The sequence below is a fragment of the Amycolatopsis sp. NPDC034160 genome, assembly GCF_055575355.1.
Genome location: NZ_JBVISU010000020.1, coordinates 74,700 through 91,642 on the forward strand (window position 1 = coordinate 74,700; position 16,943 = coordinate 91,642).

At 68.5% G+C, this 16,943-nt stretch carries 18 protein-coding genes; 8 read left to right on the forward strand and 10 right to left on the reverse strand.

What is annotated here, in order from left to right:
- The 3 genes from ACZ54P_RS31395 to ACZ54P_RS31405 all read right to left on the reverse strand — a co-directional run.
- Positions 1 to 366: hypothetical protein (locus tag ACZ54P_RS31395; RefSeq protein WP_465465206.1), on the reverse strand; the 366-nt coding region annotated here is incomplete at its 3' end.
- 277 nt (positions 367 to 643) lie between these two features.
- Entirely contained in the window at positions 644 to 967 is a 324-nt protein-coding gene (locus ACZ54P_RS31400) for a hypothetical protein (RefSeq protein WP_465465207.1), read from the reverse strand.
- A gap of 4 nt (positions 968 to 971) precedes the next feature.
- Complete coding sequence (locus ACZ54P_RS31405) at positions 972 to 1,781, reverse strand: hypothetical protein (RefSeq protein WP_465465208.1); 810 nt, start codon at positions 1,779 to 1,781, stop codon at positions 972 to 974.
- 159 nt (positions 1,782 to 1,940) lie between these two features.
- Between ACZ54P_RS31405 and ACZ54P_RS31410 the strand changes: the two genes are divergently transcribed.
- Positions 1,941 to 3,203, forward strand: a complete 1,263-nt coding sequence (locus ACZ54P_RS31410) for a serine/threonine protein kinase (protein WP_465465209.1) — start codon at positions 1,941 to 1,943, stop codon at positions 3,201 to 3,203.
- Here the strand turns inward: ACZ54P_RS31410 and ACZ54P_RS31415 are convergent.
- From ACZ54P_RS31415 to ACZ54P_RS31425, 3 genes are read right to left on the reverse strand one after another with little or no spacing between them, the layout of a single operon-like run.
- Entirely contained in the window at positions 3,200 to 5,029 is a 1,830-nt protein-coding gene (locus ACZ54P_RS31415) for a fibronectin type III domain-containing protein (RefSeq protein WP_465465210.1), read from the reverse strand. The two genes, ACZ54P_RS31410 and ACZ54P_RS31415, sit on opposite strands and share 4 nt — an antisense overlap.
- 56 nt (positions 5,030 to 5,085) lie before the next feature.
- Complete coding sequence (locus ACZ54P_RS31420) at positions 5,086 to 6,336, reverse strand: sensor histidine kinase (protein ID WP_465465211.1); 1,251 nt, start codon at positions 6,334 to 6,336, stop codon at positions 5,086 to 5,088.
- On the reverse strand, positions 6,333 to 7,013 hold the full coding sequence (locus ACZ54P_RS31425) for a response regulator transcription factor (protein WP_465465212.1): 681 nt from the start codon (positions 7,011 to 7,013) through the stop codon (positions 6,333 to 6,335). The genes ACZ54P_RS31420 and ACZ54P_RS31425 overlap by 4 nt, the downstream gene beginning before the upstream one ends.
- 57 nt (positions 7,014 to 7,070) lie before the next feature.
- Here ACZ54P_RS31425 and ACZ54P_RS31430 point away from each other — a divergent pair, with 57 nt between their 5' ends.
- The 4 genes from ACZ54P_RS31430 to ACZ54P_RS31445 all read left to right on the forward strand — a co-directional run bounded on the left by ACZ54P_RS31430 (position 7,071) and on the right by ACZ54P_RS31445 (position 10,391).
- Entirely contained in the window at positions 7,071 to 8,339 is a 1,269-nt protein-coding gene (locus ACZ54P_RS31430; protein ID WP_465465282.1) for an AfsR/SARP family transcriptional regulator, read from the forward strand.
- Positions 8,336 to 8,992 (forward strand): helix-turn-helix transcriptional regulator, encoded by a 657-nt coding sequence (locus ACZ54P_RS31435; protein ID WP_465465213.1) that lies wholly within the window; start codon positions 8,336 to 8,338, stop codon positions 8,990 to 8,992. The genes ACZ54P_RS31430 and ACZ54P_RS31435 overlap by 4 nt, the downstream gene beginning before the upstream one ends.
- Positions 8,993 to 9,023: 31 nt before the next feature.
- Entirely contained in the window at positions 9,024 to 9,680 is a 657-nt protein-coding gene (locus ACZ54P_RS31440; protein WP_465465214.1) for a winged helix-turn-helix domain-containing protein, read from the forward strand.
- A gap of 303 nt (positions 9,681 to 9,983) precedes the next feature.
- The gene (locus tag ACZ54P_RS31445; protein WP_465465215.1) at positions 9,984 to 10,391 is read left to right on the forward strand and encodes a hypothetical protein; all 408 of its coding nucleotides are present in this window, start codon (positions 9,984 to 9,986) and stop codon (positions 10,389 to 10,391) included.
- 155 nt (positions 10,392 to 10,546) lie between these two features.
- On the opposite strand, the gene ACZ54P_RS31450 is transcribed toward ACZ54P_RS31445, so the two are convergent.
- Together ACZ54P_RS31450 and ACZ54P_RS31455 are read right to left on the reverse strand one after the other, a co-directional pair.
- Positions 10,547 to 11,365: a serine hydrolase gene (locus tag ACZ54P_RS31450; protein ID WP_465465216.1), complete on the reverse strand. Its 819-nt coding sequence runs from the start codon at positions 11,363 to 11,365 to the stop codon at positions 10,547 to 10,549.
- A gap of 114 nt (positions 11,366 to 11,479) precedes the next feature.
- Positions 11,480 to 12,769 (reverse strand): erythromycin esterase family protein, encoded by a 1,290-nt coding sequence (locus ACZ54P_RS31455; protein WP_465465217.1) that lies wholly within the window; start codon positions 12,767 to 12,769, stop codon positions 11,480 to 11,482.
- A gap of 53 nt (positions 12,770 to 12,822) precedes the next feature.
- On the opposite strand from ACZ54P_RS31455, the gene ACZ54P_RS31460 reads away from it, so the two are divergent.
- Complete coding sequence (locus ACZ54P_RS31460; RefSeq protein WP_465465218.1) at positions 12,823 to 13,362, forward strand: helix-turn-helix domain-containing protein; 540 nt, start codon at positions 12,823 to 12,825, stop codon at positions 13,360 to 13,362.
- Between the two features lie 6 nt (positions 13,363 to 13,368).
- Here ACZ54P_RS31460 and ACZ54P_RS31465 read toward each other — a convergent pair whose 3' ends face one another.
- Entirely contained in the window at positions 13,369 to 13,944 is a 576-nt protein-coding gene (locus ACZ54P_RS31465) for a hypothetical protein (RefSeq protein ID WP_465465219.1), read from the reverse strand.
- Positions 13,945 to 14,156: 212 nt separating this feature from the next.
- Positions 14,157 to 15,077 carry a DNA-processing protein DprA gene (locus ACZ54P_RS31470; protein ID WP_465465220.1) on the reverse strand — a complete coding sequence of 307 codons (921 nt, stop codon included), beginning with the start codon at positions 15,075 to 15,077 and terminating at the stop codon, positions 14,157 to 14,159.
- Between the two features lie 212 nt (positions 15,078 to 15,289).
- Here ACZ54P_RS31470 and ACZ54P_RS31475 point away from each other — a divergent pair, with 212 nt between their 5' ends.
- Together ACZ54P_RS31475 and ACZ54P_RS31480 are read left to right on the forward strand one after the other, a co-directional pair.
- Positions 15,290 to 16,081, forward strand: a complete 792-nt coding sequence (locus ACZ54P_RS31475; protein WP_465465221.1) for an ArsR/SmtB family transcription factor — start codon at positions 15,290 to 15,292, stop codon at positions 16,079 to 16,081.
- A gap of 40 nt (positions 16,082 to 16,121) precedes the next feature.
- Positions 16,122 to 16,892, forward strand: a complete 771-nt coding sequence (locus tag ACZ54P_RS31480) for a DUF3800 domain-containing protein (RefSeq protein ID WP_465465222.1) — start codon at positions 16,122 to 16,124, stop codon at positions 16,890 to 16,892.
- Positions 16,893 to 16,943 lie beyond the last annotated feature (51 nt).

Here is a 16,943-nt window from a genome sequence, read left to right on the forward strand (position 1 = left end):
TGTCTTGGTTTCTTGGGTTTTGTGTTGTGTCTGCTGGGGTTGGGTGTCCTTTTTCATGATTTTGCGTAGGTCGACTGGTTGGCCGGAGCCGCCTTTGCCGCCTACGGGGATGGTGGGGCGTGGCGGGGATTTCTCTTGCGGTTTTTCCGTCTTGGGCTCTTGGGTCTTCTGCTGCGCCTGCTGGGGTTGCGTGTTCTTCTTCATGATTTTGTGCAGGTTGACCGGTTGGCCCGATCCGCCTTTACCGCCCGTGGCGGGAGCCGCCTCGGCTTGTTGAGCGGCGGCGAGAATAAAGAGTGCTGACAACGCTCCGCCTGATAGGCCGTACAGTATCGACCTGGTCAGCGGACGTCCTGCGGTTTCCATCAGACCTCCTGTTCTCGGCGCGCTTCATACCGCTGCGCCCAGTGGCAATTCGACTGCGCGTTCGGTCAAGCGCGATGTTGGTCGAAGCGGATACACTTCGGATTCATTCTTTGTCAACCAGGTGGTGCCGGCGGGTACCTCGGCGACGCTCATTTCACGGAAGCCTCGGCCCGCCTGCGCGTCGTGAGTGGTAATGACGGTTAGAACCGTCATTACCGCTCACGATCCCCCTTTCGCCGCACTCCCCGTGACCTTCGTGAATTTCGAGATTTTCAGCTCAGTGCTTGCGTTCGTAGATTTCTTCGGCCAGCGAGTGGCCCATCAGGCCGCCGAAGACGCCCGCCGCCACACCGACCACCAGGCCCATCGGCGACGCCACCAATACGCCCGCCGCGATGCCGAAGGCCAGCGAGCCCGTAGCGCCGCCGAGGCCGGTGTATGCGCCCAAGCTCAATGGTTCGCGTTCGTAAGCGAGAAATTCCGCTTCGTCTTCCGGGTCAAGCTCGAACTCGTCGGCAGGAGGAAGTGGCGGCGCGTCTTCGCACTCCCAGACTTCTTGTGGGATCACGATGTACTGGGTGGGTTCCAGCGTGGCGGTCATGGCGTCACCAGGCGTTGGCGGAGGCGGTGCCGTTGGTCGAAGTCGCGCTGGACCACGAGGACGCGCCGTTGCCCGACGAGCTCGCCGTCTTCGTGACCGTGTTGCCCGACTTGTGTGTGGTCTTCGAAACGGTCTTGCCTTCCACACGAAGGGCGGCGAGTCGCTTCGCCAGATCGTCGGGGAGGTTGGCCTTCTTGATCCGGTCGTGCGCGCCGTGATGGTCGTGGCAAGGCTTCTTGCCCGCGGTCGGCTTCATCGAGTCCCGCAGGTTCTTCAGGTCCTTTTCGGACTGTGCAAGCCGCTTCTTGGCGTCGCGCAACGTCTTTTCTGCGTTCTTGACGGTCTTGCGCGCGTCGTCGACGGCCTTGATCGCGGTGTCCAGCTTCGGGGTGGCCGGAGCGATCGCCATCCGCAACGGAGACACCGTCGGCGCCTTGGCCGCTGCCTGCACCACGAACCGCTTCTGCTCCGGCGCCTGCCGCACCTTCTTCACCTGCGGCTTCGACAACGCCGCCGGGACGGCGGCGCGATGGGCCGCGGCGGGTTTGACGTGGTGCGCGGGCTTGGGTGCGGCCGGCTGCGCGGCCGCCGTCGGCGCCTTCGGCAAGACGTTCACCGGCTTCGGCGCGACCGGCGCGGCCCCGGGTGCGGGCGCCGGAGCGGGCGCGGGGGCCGGGGCCTGGGCCTGTGCGGGCGCCGGGGCGGCGCTGTCGTCCGTGCTGTCCACCAAAGCGTTCGCCGTCGTCGCGCCGAGCGCGGCGGTCGCCAGCCCGGCCACTCCGTAGACGGCCGCGCGCCGCAGATTCCGCTTCATGTTCGCCTCCTCAGGTTGTGGGGCGTGGAGAAACCACCGCCGTGGTGGCAAGAGTGGCCCGCGGGGGTCCATGGCGGATACATCCGCGGTACATCGGCGGAGGCGGCAATTACCGGACATGCTCGCCGTCGACGGCTCTCGGATGACAGACTGGGAGCGATGGAAGACGACGAGCTGGTGCCCTTGGGCGAGGGCCCGGCCGCCACCGTGCTGGCCGGAATGGACGAGACGACCGGCGAGGCCTTCGCGCTCAAGGTGTACCCCGGTCGCGTCGATCGCCGCACCCGCGCCGAACTGGACAAGGAACTCTCCGCGCTGAACTCGTTGAGCGAGCTCGGCACGGTCCTCGTCCCCACCGAAGCGAAGGACCTGCCCGACGGCCGGTTCGGCGTCCGGATGGAACTCTGCACGCAATCGCTGGCCGAACTCGTCGGTGCCTTCGGGCCGCTTTCCGTCCAGGACGTGCTTTCCCTCGGCGAGGCCCTCGCGACGACGTTGGCCGCGGCGCACCAGGCCGGCGTCGTCCACGGCGGGATGACGCCCGGCAACGTCCTCTTCCGCGCGTCAGGCGCGCCGGTCCTGGCGGACTTCGGGCTCGCGTTGCGACAGTCTTTCCCCGGCGATTCCGCGGTGGGGTTCCTCGCGCCGGAAACGATCACCGATGGCGTCCGCGACGAACGCACCGATCTTTACGGCCTCGGCGCGCTGCTGTATTTCGCGCTCACCGGCCGTTCCCCGGCGCGGGAAGAGCCGGGCGAGAACGCGGACGAGCTGACGCTGCGCGTGCTCAGCGGCCCGGTGCCGCCGATCGACCGGCCCGGCCTCCCGGCGGGGCTCGGTCCGCTCGTGGCCTCACTGCTGGCGCGCGACCCCGGCGCCCGTCCCATCGACGCCACCCTGGTCGCCACCCGGCTCGGCGCGACCCCCGGTGTCTCGGCCACCCCGCGCCCGCTCGGCGAGCCGATTCTGGACTACGGCCCGGAGCACGCGAAATCCCACCGTAAGGGGAAAACCCGGCTGATCGTCGGCGTCGCGGCCGGGGCCGTGCTCCTCGCCGCGGCAGCGGTCTTCGTGCTGCAGAACCGGCCACGTGAGCTGCCCGTGCCGCCCGCGAGCGCCGAACCGGTGACCAGCGTGCCCACCACGACCGCCGACCCCGTGCGCCTCGACCTCGCCGATCCGGTCGACAACGGCAGCTACGTTCAACTTTCCTGGCGCAGCACCGGGTCCGCGCTGCATTACGCCGTCATCGTCGCGGGCGTGGACTTGCCGCGGAAGACTCATTACGTCGAGAGCGGCACGACCTACCGGGTCGATGTCCAGCCCGGTCGGCAGTACTGCTTCGTCGTACAGGCGACCGACCTCGTGCATTCCTACGAAAGCGAGAGCAAGGGCATCCGCGGCGCCCGCTGCGTTCGCTAGCCCGACTTCCAGGTGATGACGTTGGACTTCACCCCGGTGTCGGAGACCACCCACACCTGATTGCCGACCTGGCCGAAGTCGAACGCCTCGAAGGTGCAGTTACCACTGGCCGGGATCTCGCAAGTGTGACCCTCGTTGTCGTAATCCGGATCGCTCGACCATGGCCTGACGAGGACGCGGGCGCCGGGTTTGAAGCCCTTCATCACCACGTGGATCTTGGCGCACGCGGGCGCCTCGCACGTCTCGTCGTAGGTCCCGGTCTTGCCGCGGCTGATGGTGATCGTCGGCTTCGGCGCCGCGGGCCGGGTGACCCTCGCCGTGGCCGGGGCGCCTCGCCCCGCGCGGCTCTCCGCCGCGACCGCGATCGTGTAGGTCACGCCTTCGCGCAGATTCGGGATCGACGTCGACCGCGCGTCGCCGCCGAGCGTGGCCGAACCCGCGCCCGATCCGGACGACGGTGTCCACGACACGCGATATCCCGTCACCGCCGCGCCGTTCGGCGCCGCGGCGCCCCAGGTGACGTTCGCCGTCGCGCCGGCCAAGGTGGCGCGGAGGCCGCCGGGAATGGCGGGAGGGCTCGCCGCCAGCGCCTTGGCGGACGTCGGAGGCGATGGTGGCGACGGTGGCCGCGGCTTCGAAGGTGGCGGCGATTTCGGCCGCTCGCCGCCGTTGCCTCGTTGCGGGGGTAGCTGAACCGTCGAGGGCGGGGGCGGCGTGGACTGCGGAACCGGCGGCTTGTCGGCCGTCACCGCGACCTTCGCGACCGTGCCCTCCTGATCGACCACCAGGACGTGGTTTCCCTGCGCGCCTTCGATGTAGACCCGTTTGTCCTCGCCGCGCGAGAGCTTCGGCGATCCGTTGTCCGGCGGGATCGGCATCGTGTGCCGCGGGGCGCCGTCCGGCGAGTAGGTGAGCACGGTGTTGCGGGTCAAGTCGAGCAGGACGACGGCCGAGGACGAAGCGGTCGGCCGCGAGTACTGGCCGTCGGACAGCTCGATCGTCTTGGGCGGGCCGGGATGGCGCCCGGCGCTCAGGCCACTGGCGTCGAGAAAGTACAACTTGCGCAAACCCGGTTCGAGGACCGCGATCCGCCCGCCCGCGTCGGCCGAGGCGATTTGCGCGCCCGGGCTGAACGACGCGTTCAGCGGCAGCGGCTTCCCGAGCCCGGTGTCGCTGACGGTCTGCAGGGTGCTCGCCGTGGTGTCGACGTACGCCGGGGTGTCGCCGACGACGGTCAGCGCACCGGAATGTCCTCGGGTGGCCTGCACCGGGCAGCCGACGGCGTCGGAGCCCTTCGACAGCCGGCACAGCATTCCGTCGCCGGTGCGCTGCAGCCAGACCGTGCCGTCCGAGGTGGCCACCGGATCGCCGAGGGAGCCGCCCGTGTCGATCGACGCGAACGCGTCGCCGAGCCGGACGACCCGCCCCGCCTCGCGGAAGACGAGGTAGGGTCCGCCGGCGGTTTCGAGCAGGACCGGCCGCTCACCGGTCACCGGCTGGTCCACCGTGCGGCTCACCGTGAGATCGGACTTGCCGAACTCGATGATCCGCCGCTGACCGATCACGTACGCGCTCGTGTCGCCCTGGACCACGTCGGAGCCGGGTTCGAGACCCGGCACGGCGGCTTGGGCGTCCACGCTCCGGTTGGCGCCGTTGACGAAGAAGACCAGGCCGAGGGCGGGGTTGGCGACCCAGTGCCCGGGCTGCGTGAGGCCAAGGCCAGGCACCGGCTTCACCGCCCCCGTGGCGACGGCGATCACGATCGCCAGGCAGGTGGCCGACAGCACGATGAGCGGCATACGCCGCTTGAATCCCCTCTCCGGCACCGTCTGATCATAGAAGAACCAGGTACAGAATGGAGCCGCTCGGATACATTTCCCGGTCAGGACACTTCCGGCAGTTTCAATTCGAAGATCGCGCCGCCTTCTTCGGCGTTGTAGACGCGCAGCCTGCCGCCGTGTGCGAGCGCGACCCATCGCACGATCGACAGGCCGAGCCCGCTCGACCCGCCGCCGCTGGTGAACCGGTCGAACGTCTCTTCCGCGACCGACGAGTCGATCCCGGGCCCGCTGTCGGCGACGGTCACCTGACCGCCGGCGACGGTGACGTGCACGATAGCCTCGTAGCCGGGACGCCGTCCGTAGCGCAGCGCGTTGTCGAGCAGGTTGGCCACCGCGCGCTGGACCAGCGTCGGGTCGGCGGAGACCGTCGACGGCGCCGCGACCAGCGTCACCTGAGCGCCCTCGGACGGCGTCTCCGCCACGACGCTCGCGACGAGCTGGTCCAGCCGCACGGGCTGCACGGCCAGCGATTCGACCCCGGCCGCGAGCCGCGCGCGCACGAGCAGGCCGTCGATGATGCCGCCCATCCGCCCGGCGAGGCGGACGGTCCGTGGCAGCAGTTCGTCGCTCTCGGCGGGGTTGCGCACCGCCGCTTCGGCCAGCGCGCGCAGCGCCGCGACCGGTGTGCGCAGGTCGTGCGCGGTCTCGGCGAGCAGGATCTCCTGTTGCTGGAGCGCGGCGGTCGCGGGCCGGATCGCGCGTCCGGACAGCACGTGCCCGGTCACGCCGATGGCGCCCAGCAGCAGCACGCATCCGCCGATGACCAGCAGTTTCAGCTGTTCGTGCGCGGCGAGGGCGTCCCGCGCGTCGGCGACCGCCACGATGGCGCCCGACTCCTGGTTGTTGCGGTTGCGGAAGGGCTCGACGCCGACGCGGACCATCTCGCCCGCGGTTCCGCTGCTGTAGCCGTTGAGCACGGCCCCGTTCCGCACCGACAGGTCGGCGAAGGTCTGTAACCGCCTGGCGTCGATCGGCACACAGGTCCGGCCGCTCGCGTACGGCGGGAACCCGCCCGCGCCGCTGGGCAGGATCACGAACTGCGGGCATTGCCGGTTCACTTCGTCCTGGCCGACGTAGGCGGTGGAGATGGCGTCGCCCTCACCCATGATCAGCCGTTTGACCGGTGCGGTGACGCGGGCGAGCTCGCTGTCCAGCTGGACTTCGCGCTGCTGGAGGTCGGCGCTCACGGCGAGCCAGGCGAGTACCACCAGCCCGGCGGCGTTCAGCCCGGTGAACAGCCACGTGAGCAGCCACCGCAGTCGGCGGAGGCGATCGGCCGCGGAGCCGTTCACCGGCTCGCGATCCGGTAGCCGCGGCCACGGACGGTGTGGATGAGTTCGGGCTCGCCGAGCCGCACCCGCAGGCGCCGGATCACCACGTCGACCACATTGGACATGGGATCGGTGCTCATGTCCCAGCAGTGCTCGATCAGCTCGTCACGCCCGACTGCCTGATCCAGCCGCGAAAGCAGGTACTCCAGCACCGCGAACTCCTTGTCGCTCAAGGTGAGCAGGGTGCCGCCGCGGTGCACCTGCCGCCGGGCACAGTCCATTTCGAGGTCCTCGTGGCGCAGCACCGACGGCCGTCCGGCGCCCGCGCGGCGGTAGAGCGCGTGGACGCGGGCGCTCATCTCGGCCACCGCGAACGGCTTCACCAGATAGTCGTCGCCGCCGTGCTCGAATCCGGCGACCCGGTCGGCGAGGCTGTCGCGCGCGGTCAGGAACAGCACGGGGACCGCCCAGCCTTCCTGTCGACGGCGGTGGACGTAATCGATCGAATCGCCGTCGGGCAGCATCCGGTCGAACACCGCGCAGGCGAACCCGCCCGCGGCCAGCTCGGCGTCGGCCTGTGCCAGATCACCGGCCTCGCGGACGCGCAGGCCGCTCCCGGTCAGCTCGGCGGTGATCGCCACCCGGAGGTCTTCGTCGTCTTCCACGACCAGCACGAGCGCGGTTGACTCCGCTGTCATCGGAACCTCAGGTACATGGCGCGATCGTAGGAGGACACGAGGGAGAGGGGTGTGAGCATGGTGCTCTTCCAGGTCCTGGGGCCACTCGAGGTGCGTGGCCGCGACGGTGTCACGGGGCGGCCGCCCGGCGGGAAACCCGCCACGGTGCTGGCCGCGCTCCTGGTGCAGCCTAACGCGTGGGTCGCGGTGGATCGGCTGATCGAGAACACCTGGCAGGAACAGGCCGCGCCGGCTTCGGCCGAAGCGAACTTGAAGACGTACATGTGGCAGCTGCGCCGGCTGCTGCCGGAACACGACGGTCCCCGCATCGAGGGCCGGGCAGGGGCCTATCGGCTGCACGTCGGCCCCGGTGAGCTGGACGCCGACTGTGCCGCGGCGCTCGCCGACGATGCCGCGCGGGCACTGGCCGAGGGGGCGCCGGGAACCGCGTTGACACTGGTGGAGCAGGCCTTGCGGCTGTGGCGCGGGCGGCCGTTCGAGGGGATTGACGTCCTCGCCGACGACGCTGTCGAGCGGCTCGACGAGTTGCACCGGCAGTTGCGGGAGTCGCTCGCCGAGGCCCAGCTCCGGCTCGGGCGGACGGCCGACGCGGTGGCCACACTGCAGGCGCTGACCGTGGACGATCCACTGCGCGAGGACGTCTGGGCGCGGCTGATGCGGGCCCAGCACGTGATGGGACGGCCGGCGCAGGCGCTGGCCACGTTTCACCGGGCGCGACGGCTGCTGGCCGCCGAACTGGGGGTGCGCCCGGGACCCGAGCTGATGAAGGCGTTCCAGGCGGTGCACGGCTCCGGGGCACCGGACCGGCCGCGGCGGGAGCTGCCCCGGGCCGTCGAGCCGCTCGTCGGCCGGGATCGGGAACTCGTGGCACTGGGCAGGGCACTGACCGGATGCGCGCCCGCGGTCGTCGTCACCGGTGCGGCCGGGGTGGGGAAGACGGCGCTCGCGGTGGCCGCGGCCCATCGGGTCAGCGAGCGCTTTCCCGACGGTCAGTTCTTCGTCGAGCTGCACGGCGGTACCCGGCCGGTGACGACCGCGGCCGTGCTGGAGCGGCTGTTGCGCGGCCTCGGGCTCCCGCCCGCGCTGATCCCGTCCGATGTGGACGAACGCGCCGCGCTGTGGCGTTCGGAGCTTGCCGGGCGACGGGTGCTGCTGGTCTTCGACGACGCCGCGTCCCGTGGCCAGGTGGCGGCACTGCTGCCCGCCACCGGCCGCAGCGCCGCCATCGTCACGACACGCGGGCGGGACTTCTCGCTCGCCTCGGCCGTGACCGTCCACTTGGGACCCAGCCGGGCGCCGTCCGGACAGCTGGAGCGGGTGGCATGACGACTATCCATTATGGACTAGACCGGTCTTGCCTTTCCCTGCCTGACGGGTGGGCACCGCGGGCGGACATCGATGCGACACTCGCGTCGGCGACCCGTGAGGTGCTCGTCGTGGCGGCGCCGACCAGCACGGCCGGGCCGCTGCGGGCGTTCCGCGACGCCGACCGTGACAACCTGCGGCGCGGCGTGCGTTACCGGGTACTCGCGCCGATCGAGGCGAGGATCATCCCGGAAGTCGCCGGGCGGCTGGACACGTTCGTGTCCCACGGCGCCGAAATCCGCACCGTGGCGGCCGTGCCGATGGCCGCGATCGTCGTCGACGGCACGCTCGCCCTGCTGCCGGGGGACGACTGCGGCGAGTTCGTCGTGTTCCGGCTACCCAGCGTGGTCAAGGCCGTGGCCGGGCTGTTCGAACGGCTGTGGCTCGCGGGAACGCCGCCCACCGGATCGGGGCCGACCGGACGCGAGCTGGCCCTGCTGGCGCTGCTCGTGGACGGTTACACCGACGAGTCCGCCGCGGCCCGGCTGGGCATCTCCGTGCGGACCGTGCGGAGGATGGTGTCCGATCTGATGCACCGGCTCGGCGCGCGCAGCCGGTTCCAGGCAGGCGCGAAAACGGCTGACCGCGGCTGGCTGGCGGAACTCGCCGGGTGATGCCGCCGGCGCGTCACGCTACGGTCGTCGGGTGCGTGTACTGGTCACCGAGGACGACGAGGATCTCCGGCTAGCCGTCGAGGCTTCACTTCGCGGTTCCGGCTTCGCCGTCGACGTCGCCAAGGATCTCCCCGACGCCGACGAAGCGTTGAGTGTCAACGCCTACGACTGCGTCGTGTTCGACCGGATGCTGCCGTCCGGGGATTCCCTCGGCTACGTCGGCGAACGCCGCCGGGATGGCTGGAAGGTACCGGTGCTGTTCCTGACCGCGCGCGACACGGTCGCCGACCGGATCGCCGGGCTGGCCTTGGCCGACGACTACCTGGTCAAACCCTTCGCGATGGCCGAACTGATCGCGCGAGTGCGCAGCCTGTGCCGCCGCGGCGACTCCGGGCCCGCCCCGGTGCTGAGATTCCTCGACCTCGAACTGGACACCGGCAGGCACGAGGCACGCCGCGGTGGCGTCAGGTTGACGTTGACCGGTAAGGAGTTCGCGGTCCTGCGGCGGCTGATGGTCGCGGCGGGCGAGCCCGTCCGGCGCCGCGAGCTGACCGACGCGGGCTGGGACGAGTTGGTGCCCCCGTCGCCCAACGCGCTCGAGGTGCTGATCGCACAGCTGCGGCACAAGCTCGGCAAGCCGCCGGTGATCCACACCGTGCGCGGCGTCGGATACGTCCTGCGCGGATGATCAAGAACGAGTCCTCCACCGGTGTCCGACTATGTACGGTTCCGCTTTGGGGTATTGCGGGGTAAGTCAAACGTGTCGTGGTGGAGTTGACGGGGGCGAGCAGCGGGGCCATCACGTACTTCACGCAGACAACGCAGTAGGAAGCCTCAAGACGCTCCCGCCGGAGCCCCGCTGTTCGACAGGCTGTCATGGGAATTTCATGGATCGCGCCTACGGTCACCCATGATCCTCGACCTCCCTTCGCCGGGCGGGTCGGAAAGAACGCCGGCGCGGCGTCGATATTCGAAGGAACGAGGGGCGCGGATGGCCGATGAAAACGATCCACGGCATCGATGGATCACCAGGCTTGTCGAAGAGCTGAGCGAGTACCTCCAAGAGCCGGTCCTGCTCGGGCGACCACTCGAAGAATGCTTCGAAGGCGACTCTTTCTGTTGCCTCATCCGCAGTTCGCCCCCGAAAGGCCAGGCCCTTCGGCTCTGCTGGGAAGGAATCCTCGGTGGACAGCCCGTCCGCGGCGGGAAGCACTACACGAGTGCCACGCTGTTCCTGTACAGCAGGAACCAACGGCTTGCCCTGCCCGGCCATGACGACGGGAGTTTCGTGGAGATCGTGTACGAGGGTTCGCCGGAGCATGGGGGGCGATGGGCGGACGTCTACTGGGCGAAGGACGACTTCGGCGAATACCTCTCGTACGACTCATACCGCGGTTGAGCGGCGCCGGGGCAGGCGTTCCCGTGGATCACCTCGATGAGGCCGATCAGGCGTCGTAGACCTCGGCGTCGATTTCACTCAGCCCGACGATGTCCAGCACTTCGGACCACGCCGGGCCCGGGGGAGATCCGCCGGGCCCGGCGCCACCGCGTGGGTCAGCCCTTGAAATATCCCTTGAACAGGATTTCGCTGATCTTGGTGGTGGTCTCCTGACCGGTTTCGAAGCCGTTCTGGATGACCTTGGTGTTGTTCATCAGGGCGAGGGTGTACCGCTCGTGCGGGCCGACGAAGCCGACGGAGTTCATGATCCAGGAGCCGTCGTCGTTGTCGTCGGACCAGCCGTCCTTGTTGCCCGGCCGCGCCGCGGCGCCCGCACCCCAGACGCCCCACTGCTGGTTGACGTCGACGTTGCGCATCTCGTGGACGATGTAGTCGCGGTGCTGACGGGGCAGCTTGGTCAGGACGTAGTTGATCAGCCGGTCCAGGTCGTTCGCGGTGGTCAGGATCCAGCCCCAGTGATGCGGGTGCTGGTCGGTGAACCGCATGTCGGTCATCCCGTAGGACGGGAAGCGCTTGGCGAATTCGGCCTCCCCGCCGTACCGCGTCCACAGGGTGTGTGCGGCGGCGTCGTCACTGGAGTTGAGCATCCGGTGCATGAGGTCGCGGTCTTCGGCGGTCAGCTTGACGGCCCCGGAATCGTTGCGCAGCAACAGGTCGACGACCATCGCCAGCTTCGGGGTGGAGCAGGCCCAGATGAGGGTCCCGGCGGCCGCGCTGCGGTAGACGGCGCCGGTCCACCGGTCCCGCAGGACGATGCCGGTGTCGCCAGGCCTGCTGTCGGCGTAGGCCTGGGCTTTCACGATCCGGGCTTGGAGTTCCCGGTCGAAACGGGTGGTCGTCGCACCGGCGGACGCGGCGGGCGTCAACGCGAGTACCGCCACTATCGCGGTCAGGATGACGGAAAGTCTTTTCATGTGCTCCCCAGATTCCGATCTCGGTTCTTCCTGAGCTTGAAGGCGTTCACCATCACCGGAGGTTGCGACAGCCTGGAGAACAGTGACGGTGGTCACAGTAGACGTCAGGGCTGTTCAGGGAAGAAGGGCGATCCACTTCGCGAACATTTCCTGAACCTCCTGTGGCGCATACGTCAGCGCGTCCCGGTCCGGTTCGGCAGGGGAAACCAGCGGCACGTGAACCAGGATGTCGAACGCTTCGAGCGCGTTGACGCCGGAATAGAACGACCCCATCCGCTGCTCGGTGACCGCCCGGACGGCCTCACTGTCCACTGAGGACAGTCTGCGGAGATCGGTCGCGAAAAGTCCATCGTGGCTCGCGGCCAATACGCCGTCGAGACTGTCCGGTCGAGGCGCTTCGAGTGCGGTGAAGAACTCGCCCGCGTAGAACTCCGGGCCGTTGCTCAAGGTCTTGCCGGTGCCCGACGTGGTGCCGATGGCGACATAGTCCGTGCCCAGCCGGTCGGCGAGGAACAGGCCCATCGGTGCCGTGGGCGGGACGCCGGGCATGGTTCCGCGCCACCGCTGGACGTGGCCGTTGTGCGCGCCCAGCACGATCCGGTCTTCGGAGCGAAGGATCCATTCGACGGTGTCGGCGATCGTGGCGTCGCGCGCCTCCAGTGCCGCGTGCAGGTCGCCGGCGGTCATCGCGCGGACGACGGCTTCAAGAGTGATGACGGCCTTGAGGGTGACGAAGGCTCGTTCGTAAGCCTCGGTGCCTGTGACGGCCGAATAGTCCAGCCGGCGTGCCGACAGGCGCGTCGTGAGGCCGGCGAGCCGCGCGGTCAAGGCGTCCTTCGTCTCGGCAGGGAGCTTTCCGTATTCGCCGACCGCCGCGGGAACCGAAAAGGGTGACGGCACCGCGAAAACATTCGCCGTCTTTCGGATGACCGGGTCGGGTTCGAAGTCGGGATCGGCTTCCGCCAGATAGGCGAAGACCGCGTCCAGTCCCGGAATCAGCGACATGTTCGAGCCGCCCAGGTCGATGCCGTAGCAGGCGACGGGGTGCGCGCGCAGCCACTCCAGCTGGTCGCGGACCTCCGTCCACAGGCCGGTCAGCGAGGTCATGCCGTTCGCGAGGACGTGGCCGAGTTCGCCGTCGCCGACGCGGACCCAGTCGTCGACCAGCCGGCTTTCGGTGAACCCCGACTCGAACGCGAAAGCCCGGAAGCCCTGCTTCTCGACCAGATACCGCAGGACGCGGTGGCGTAGCTGGGCGAATTCGCGGTTGTAGTGCGAACTCTCCCCGATCGCGACCACACGTGCGTCGCCGATCGCCTTGCCGAGCCAGTCGAGATCGTCCAGCGGAGCGGTGGGGTCGAGCGTGTCCAGTGGAATCACCGCGTCGGCGGTCAGCTTGGCCATGAAGCCTCCGTTCCCATTTTTGGGAACGGTACCACTTGTGGGATCGTTCCGGGGTGAACACTCTCGACCTGCTCCTGCATCCGGTCCGACTACGCATCGTGAACGCCATGTACGGCGGCGTCACGCGCACGACGTCGGAGCTGTGCGCGCGGATGCCCGATGTCCCCAAGACCTCCGCGTACCGGCATGTCGGTCTGCTGGCCGAGGCGGGGATCCTGGAGGTCGTCGACGAGCGGCGGGTGCACGGAGCCGTCGAGCGGCACTTCCGCCTGAGTGCGGACAAGGCGCGGATCGACCTCGAAGACGCCAAGGCGATGACGTCGGACGACCACCGGCAGGGCTTCGCCGCGGCGATGGCCGCCTTGCTCTCGGAGTTCAACGCGTACCTGGATCGGGATGGTTCGGACCCGGTCGCCGACTCGGTCGGGTACCGGCAGGGAACGTTGTGGCTGACGCCCGAGGAGTTGGCGGAGTTCGTCGACGACCTGTTCGCGGTTTTCAAAGCCCGGGCGGCGAACGTGCCGGGGCCGGGACGGAAGCCGCACCTGATGAGCGCGATCTTCTTTCCGACGGGGGAAACGCAAGACTCGTGAGTGGCGTCAGTCGACGACGGGGCAGGCGTCGCCAGTGACAGGACACCGCAACGCGTCATAGGGATCGTGGAGATCCTCGATCAGTCGCCGATGATCGTCCCAGTTGTGGCGCAACCAGCGGGCGGCGCAGAGGACGGTTACTTTCGTGGCCCCGACGGCCTTGAGCGCCAAGGCGGCGGACTGCGCCTTGTCGCCGGAAACCCACGTGTCGTCGACGACGAGTACATGGCGTCCCTGGACGGCCGGTCGGAACGTGGTGGCGAGGGTGAACCGATCGAGCCGAGGGGAACGAAGTGGTTCCGTATCGAAACCAGGGCCGATGTTCAGCAGGATTCGCTGCGACTCAGGGGCCAGATCGGCGATCTGGCGAGCAAGTCCCGCACTGGGATGTTCCGAGCCGGGACGGTTGGCCGACGGTACGAACGTGACGGCTTGCCATGGGCCGACGGCATCCGCGATGCACGCGCCGTGCAGAAGACCGGCGACGCGCACCATCAGGCGCAGGTCCCGTTCGCATTTGGGCGCGGGTGGCCGGCGTTTGTACCCGTAGACGTGGTGTTCCGATTGGTGAGTCGGATTCATCTTGCTCTTCGCGTAGGCGAGCGGAACGACCAGATCGGCGAGTGCGTCGCCGAAGGTCGTCCGCGCCGCACGACACTGGGGACAGCAGAAGCCGGACGACGGGCCTGTGCAGATGGGACAGATACCAGTCGATCCCCGGCGAGTATTGCAAAAGAAGCCGCCGACTTCCGCGCGTAGCAGGTGTGCCAGTTCCGACGCTCTGGCGAGTGAGATCATCTGTCGGAGGCGAGATTGAGCAGTGCGTCGATCTCAGCGGGACCGGAAACGACATGCTCGGCGGCCGCGATGACCTCGGCCGTGCTGGTCGCGACATAGACGCCGGGGCGGTCGATCAGCTCTGACGGCCACTTGTTGTCGCGGACGACGAGGTCGGTAAGGATGACCGGACGTCCGTGTGCGACGGCCTGGCGCGCTTGAATGCGTGCTCCGCTGTGCTCACCGGCTTCGATGACGATCGTCGCCCGGCTGTACCCCGACATCACGGCGTTCCGCATGGGGAACGACTGCTTCGTCGGTGGGGAGTCCGGCCAGAACTGGGAGAGCACGAGGCCCTCGGTCGCGATGCGGTCCTGCAGCTCACGATTTTCCGCTGGGTAGTGCCGGGTGATTCCGGTGCCGATCACCGCGACGGTCCGGGCACCCGAGTCCAGGGCCGCTGTGTGCGCCGCCGCGTCGATACCCTTGGCAAGGCCGGACACCACCGTGATGCCTCGGTCGGCAAGGCCGACGGCGACGGAGCGGGCGATGTGCAGGCCTAGCTCCGAGGCTCGGCGAGAGCCGACCACGGCCATCCCGATCTCCTCCGCGGGCAGCTTGCCTCGATGGAAAAGGACAGGCGGGAAGTCGTGGATCTCGCGTAGCTGCGGCGGGTAGAGATCGTCCATGAACGTGAGAAAGCCCAGATCGCGCCACGAGTCGATGTCAAGACGGGCTTCATTCAGTGCGGAGTTCTGGACGGAGCTCTGGATGTCTTCGTCGAACAGGCCAGGGGGATAGTGCTCCTCCCAGAGCCGAAGTGCGCTTTGTCGCTGCTCGATCTGGCGTGCGAGATCACGCCAGGTGAGACCGTCGGGTCGGGTGCGCAACAGTGCGACCAGCGCGGCCCGTTCCGTGTCGTCCCAGCGATCCGCCATGGGGATCAGCGTAGGTCTTTCGCGGGGTCTGGGCGCTTCGGCCATGGCGGAACGCGGGCTGGGAAGGGCGTAGAACACGCGTTCGATTATGCCGACCCGTACACGGTGACGCAAACATGATGGTTTGTCACGTTTTGTAGTCGGCTTGACATGCAGCCAGTTGGCTGCCTAATGTCAGAGGCAGCTGAACGGCTGCATATCGGGAAGGCGACATGGACGAGGTGTTCAAGGCGCTGGCCGACCCGAGTCGCCGCCGGCTGCTCGACGACCTGAACGCCCGCAACGGGCAGACCCTGCGTGAGTTGTGCGCGGGGCTGGACATGGCGCGGCAGTCGGTCAGCAAGCATCTGGCCGTGCTGGAGGCGGCCAATCTGGTGACCACGGTGTGGCGTGGCCGCGAGAAGTTGCACTACGTGAACGCGGAGCCGATCAACGCGATCGCCGAGCGCTGGATCGACCGGTACCACCAGGGCCGGGTCGACGCGCTCGCCGACCTCAAGAAGGCATTGGAGCAGGAACCCATGAGCAGCGACGAATTCGTCTACACCAGCTACATCAAGACAACGCCCGAGCGGCTCTGGCGGGCGCTGACCGATCCCGCCTTCACGAAGCAGTATTGGGGCTGTGAGTTCACTTCGGACTGGAAGGCCGGGTCGACGGTGGCCTGGGAACAGCATGGAGTGAAGATCGAAGACCCTGAGCAGGTCGTGCTGGAGTCCGATCCGTACCGGCGGCTCTCGTACACCTGGCACACCTTCACCCCGGAGTTCGCCAAGTCCATGGAGATCGCCGACGACGTGTCGGCCAAGCTCGCGGCCGAGCCGAGGTCGAAGGTGTCGTTCGACCTCGAACCCGTCGGCGATCTCGTGAAGCTGACCGTCGTGCACGACGGTTTCGAGCCGGGAAGCACCGTGCTGGAGATGGTCCAGGGCGGCTGGCCGTCGATCCTGTCGAGCCTCAAGACGCTGCTCGAGACGGGCGAGCCGCTGCCCGAGCCCGCGTAAGTGGGTCGACGACGCCGGTGCGATCGGGCAAGATCCGGACGTGCCCCTGGAGATCGCCTGCGACGAGTCCGGGTCCGAGGGTGAGAAGCTGATCGGTGGGCAGACCGGCGTGTTCGCGCACGCGGGAGTCCGGTTGAGCATCGAAGAGGCTGCGGCGTGCCTGGTCGAGTTGCGCCGCCGGATCCGTTCGCCGGCGGTCGAATACAAGGCCAACCACCTGCTCCGCACGAAGCACCGGCGTGTCCTCGAATGGTTCCTCGGCCCGCTGGGTCCGGTCCACGGGCGCGCGCACGTTCACCTCGTCGACAAGAAACTGCTGCTGGCGAACGAACTCCGCGAACTCGTCGGCCAGGACGTCGCCCCGGACGACGCACTGCTGGCCGCGTTCAACGACGTGCTGCGGACGAGGAACCGGCGGGATCCCGCGGCAGGCTCGTTCTTCGCGATGGTGGGAGACACCGAGGAACTGAGGGCGAAGGTCGCCGAATTGCGCGACGCCAAGGTCCTCGATCCGTTGGTTCCCGCGATCCTCCGCGCCGTCGAATGCTGGAGCGGGGGCGGCGAGCCGGTCTTCGTCGTCCACGACGAACAGCCGTCGCTCAAGGGGGAGCGGCTCGCCGAAATCCGGTCCAGTCCGGGGCTGGCCGGGTTGAAGTTCGTGGATTCGCGGACGGACCCGCGGGTGCAGGTGGCCGATTTCCTGGTCGGGGCCGCCCGGCGGATCGCCGAGGACGAACTCGACGGAAAAGGCGACGCGGTTTTGACCGAGCTTCTCGCTCCCTATATCGACTCGAAGTCACTCTGGGACTGATTCACTCCATGGTGCGCGGAATCGCTCGGGTGGCCGTTGCCGGGCGCGGCG

Excerpts from the sequence above, each read along its gene's own strand:
- ACZ54P_RS31435 (WP_465465213.1), top strand. The coding sequence starts at position 8,336 with ATGACGACTATCCATTATGGACTAGACCGGTCTTGCCTTTCCCTGCCT.
- ACZ54P_RS31410 (WP_465465209.1), top strand. The coding sequence starts at position 1,941 with ATGGAAGACGACGAGCTGGTGCCCTTGGGCGAGGGCCCGGCCGCCACC.
- ACZ54P_RS31445 (WP_465465215.1), top strand. The coding sequence starts at position 9,984 with ATGGCCGATGAAAACGATCCACGGCATCGATGGATCACCAGGCTTGTC.
- ACZ54P_RS31425 (WP_465465212.1), bottom strand. The coding sequence starts at position 7,013 with ATGACAGCGGAGTCAACCGCGCTCGTGCTGGTCGTGGAAGACGACGAA.
- ACZ54P_RS31405 (WP_465465208.1), bottom strand. The coding sequence starts at position 1,781 with ATGAAGCGGAATCTGCGGCGCGCGGCCGTCTACGGAGTGGCCGGGCTG.
- ACZ54P_RS31400 (WP_465465207.1), bottom strand. The coding sequence starts at position 967 with ATGACCGCCACGCTGGAACCCACCCAGTACATCGTGATCCCACAAGAA.
- ACZ54P_RS31470 (WP_465465220.1), bottom strand. The coding sequence starts at position 15,077 with ATGGCGGATCGCTGGGACGACACGGAACGGGCCGCGCTGGTCGCACTG.
- ACZ54P_RS31475 (WP_465465221.1), top strand. The coding sequence starts at position 15,290 with ATGGACGAGGTGTTCAAGGCGCTGGCCGACCCGAGTCGCCGCCGGCTG.
- ACZ54P_RS31465 (WP_465465219.1), bottom strand. The coding sequence starts at position 13,944 with ATGAATCCGACTCACCAATCGGAACACCACGTCTACGGGTACAAACGC.
- ACZ54P_RS31455 (WP_465465217.1), bottom strand. The coding sequence starts at position 12,769 with ATGGCCAAGCTGACCGCCGACGCGGTGATTCCACTGGACACGCTCGAC.
- ACZ54P_RS31450 (WP_465465216.1), bottom strand. The coding sequence starts at position 11,365 with ATGAAAAGACTTTCCGTCATCCTGACCGCGATAGTGGCGGTACTCGCG.
- ACZ54P_RS31430 (WP_465465282.1), top strand. The coding sequence starts at position 7,071 with ATGGTGCTCTTCCAGGTCCTGGGGCCACTCGAGGTGCGTGGCCGCGAC.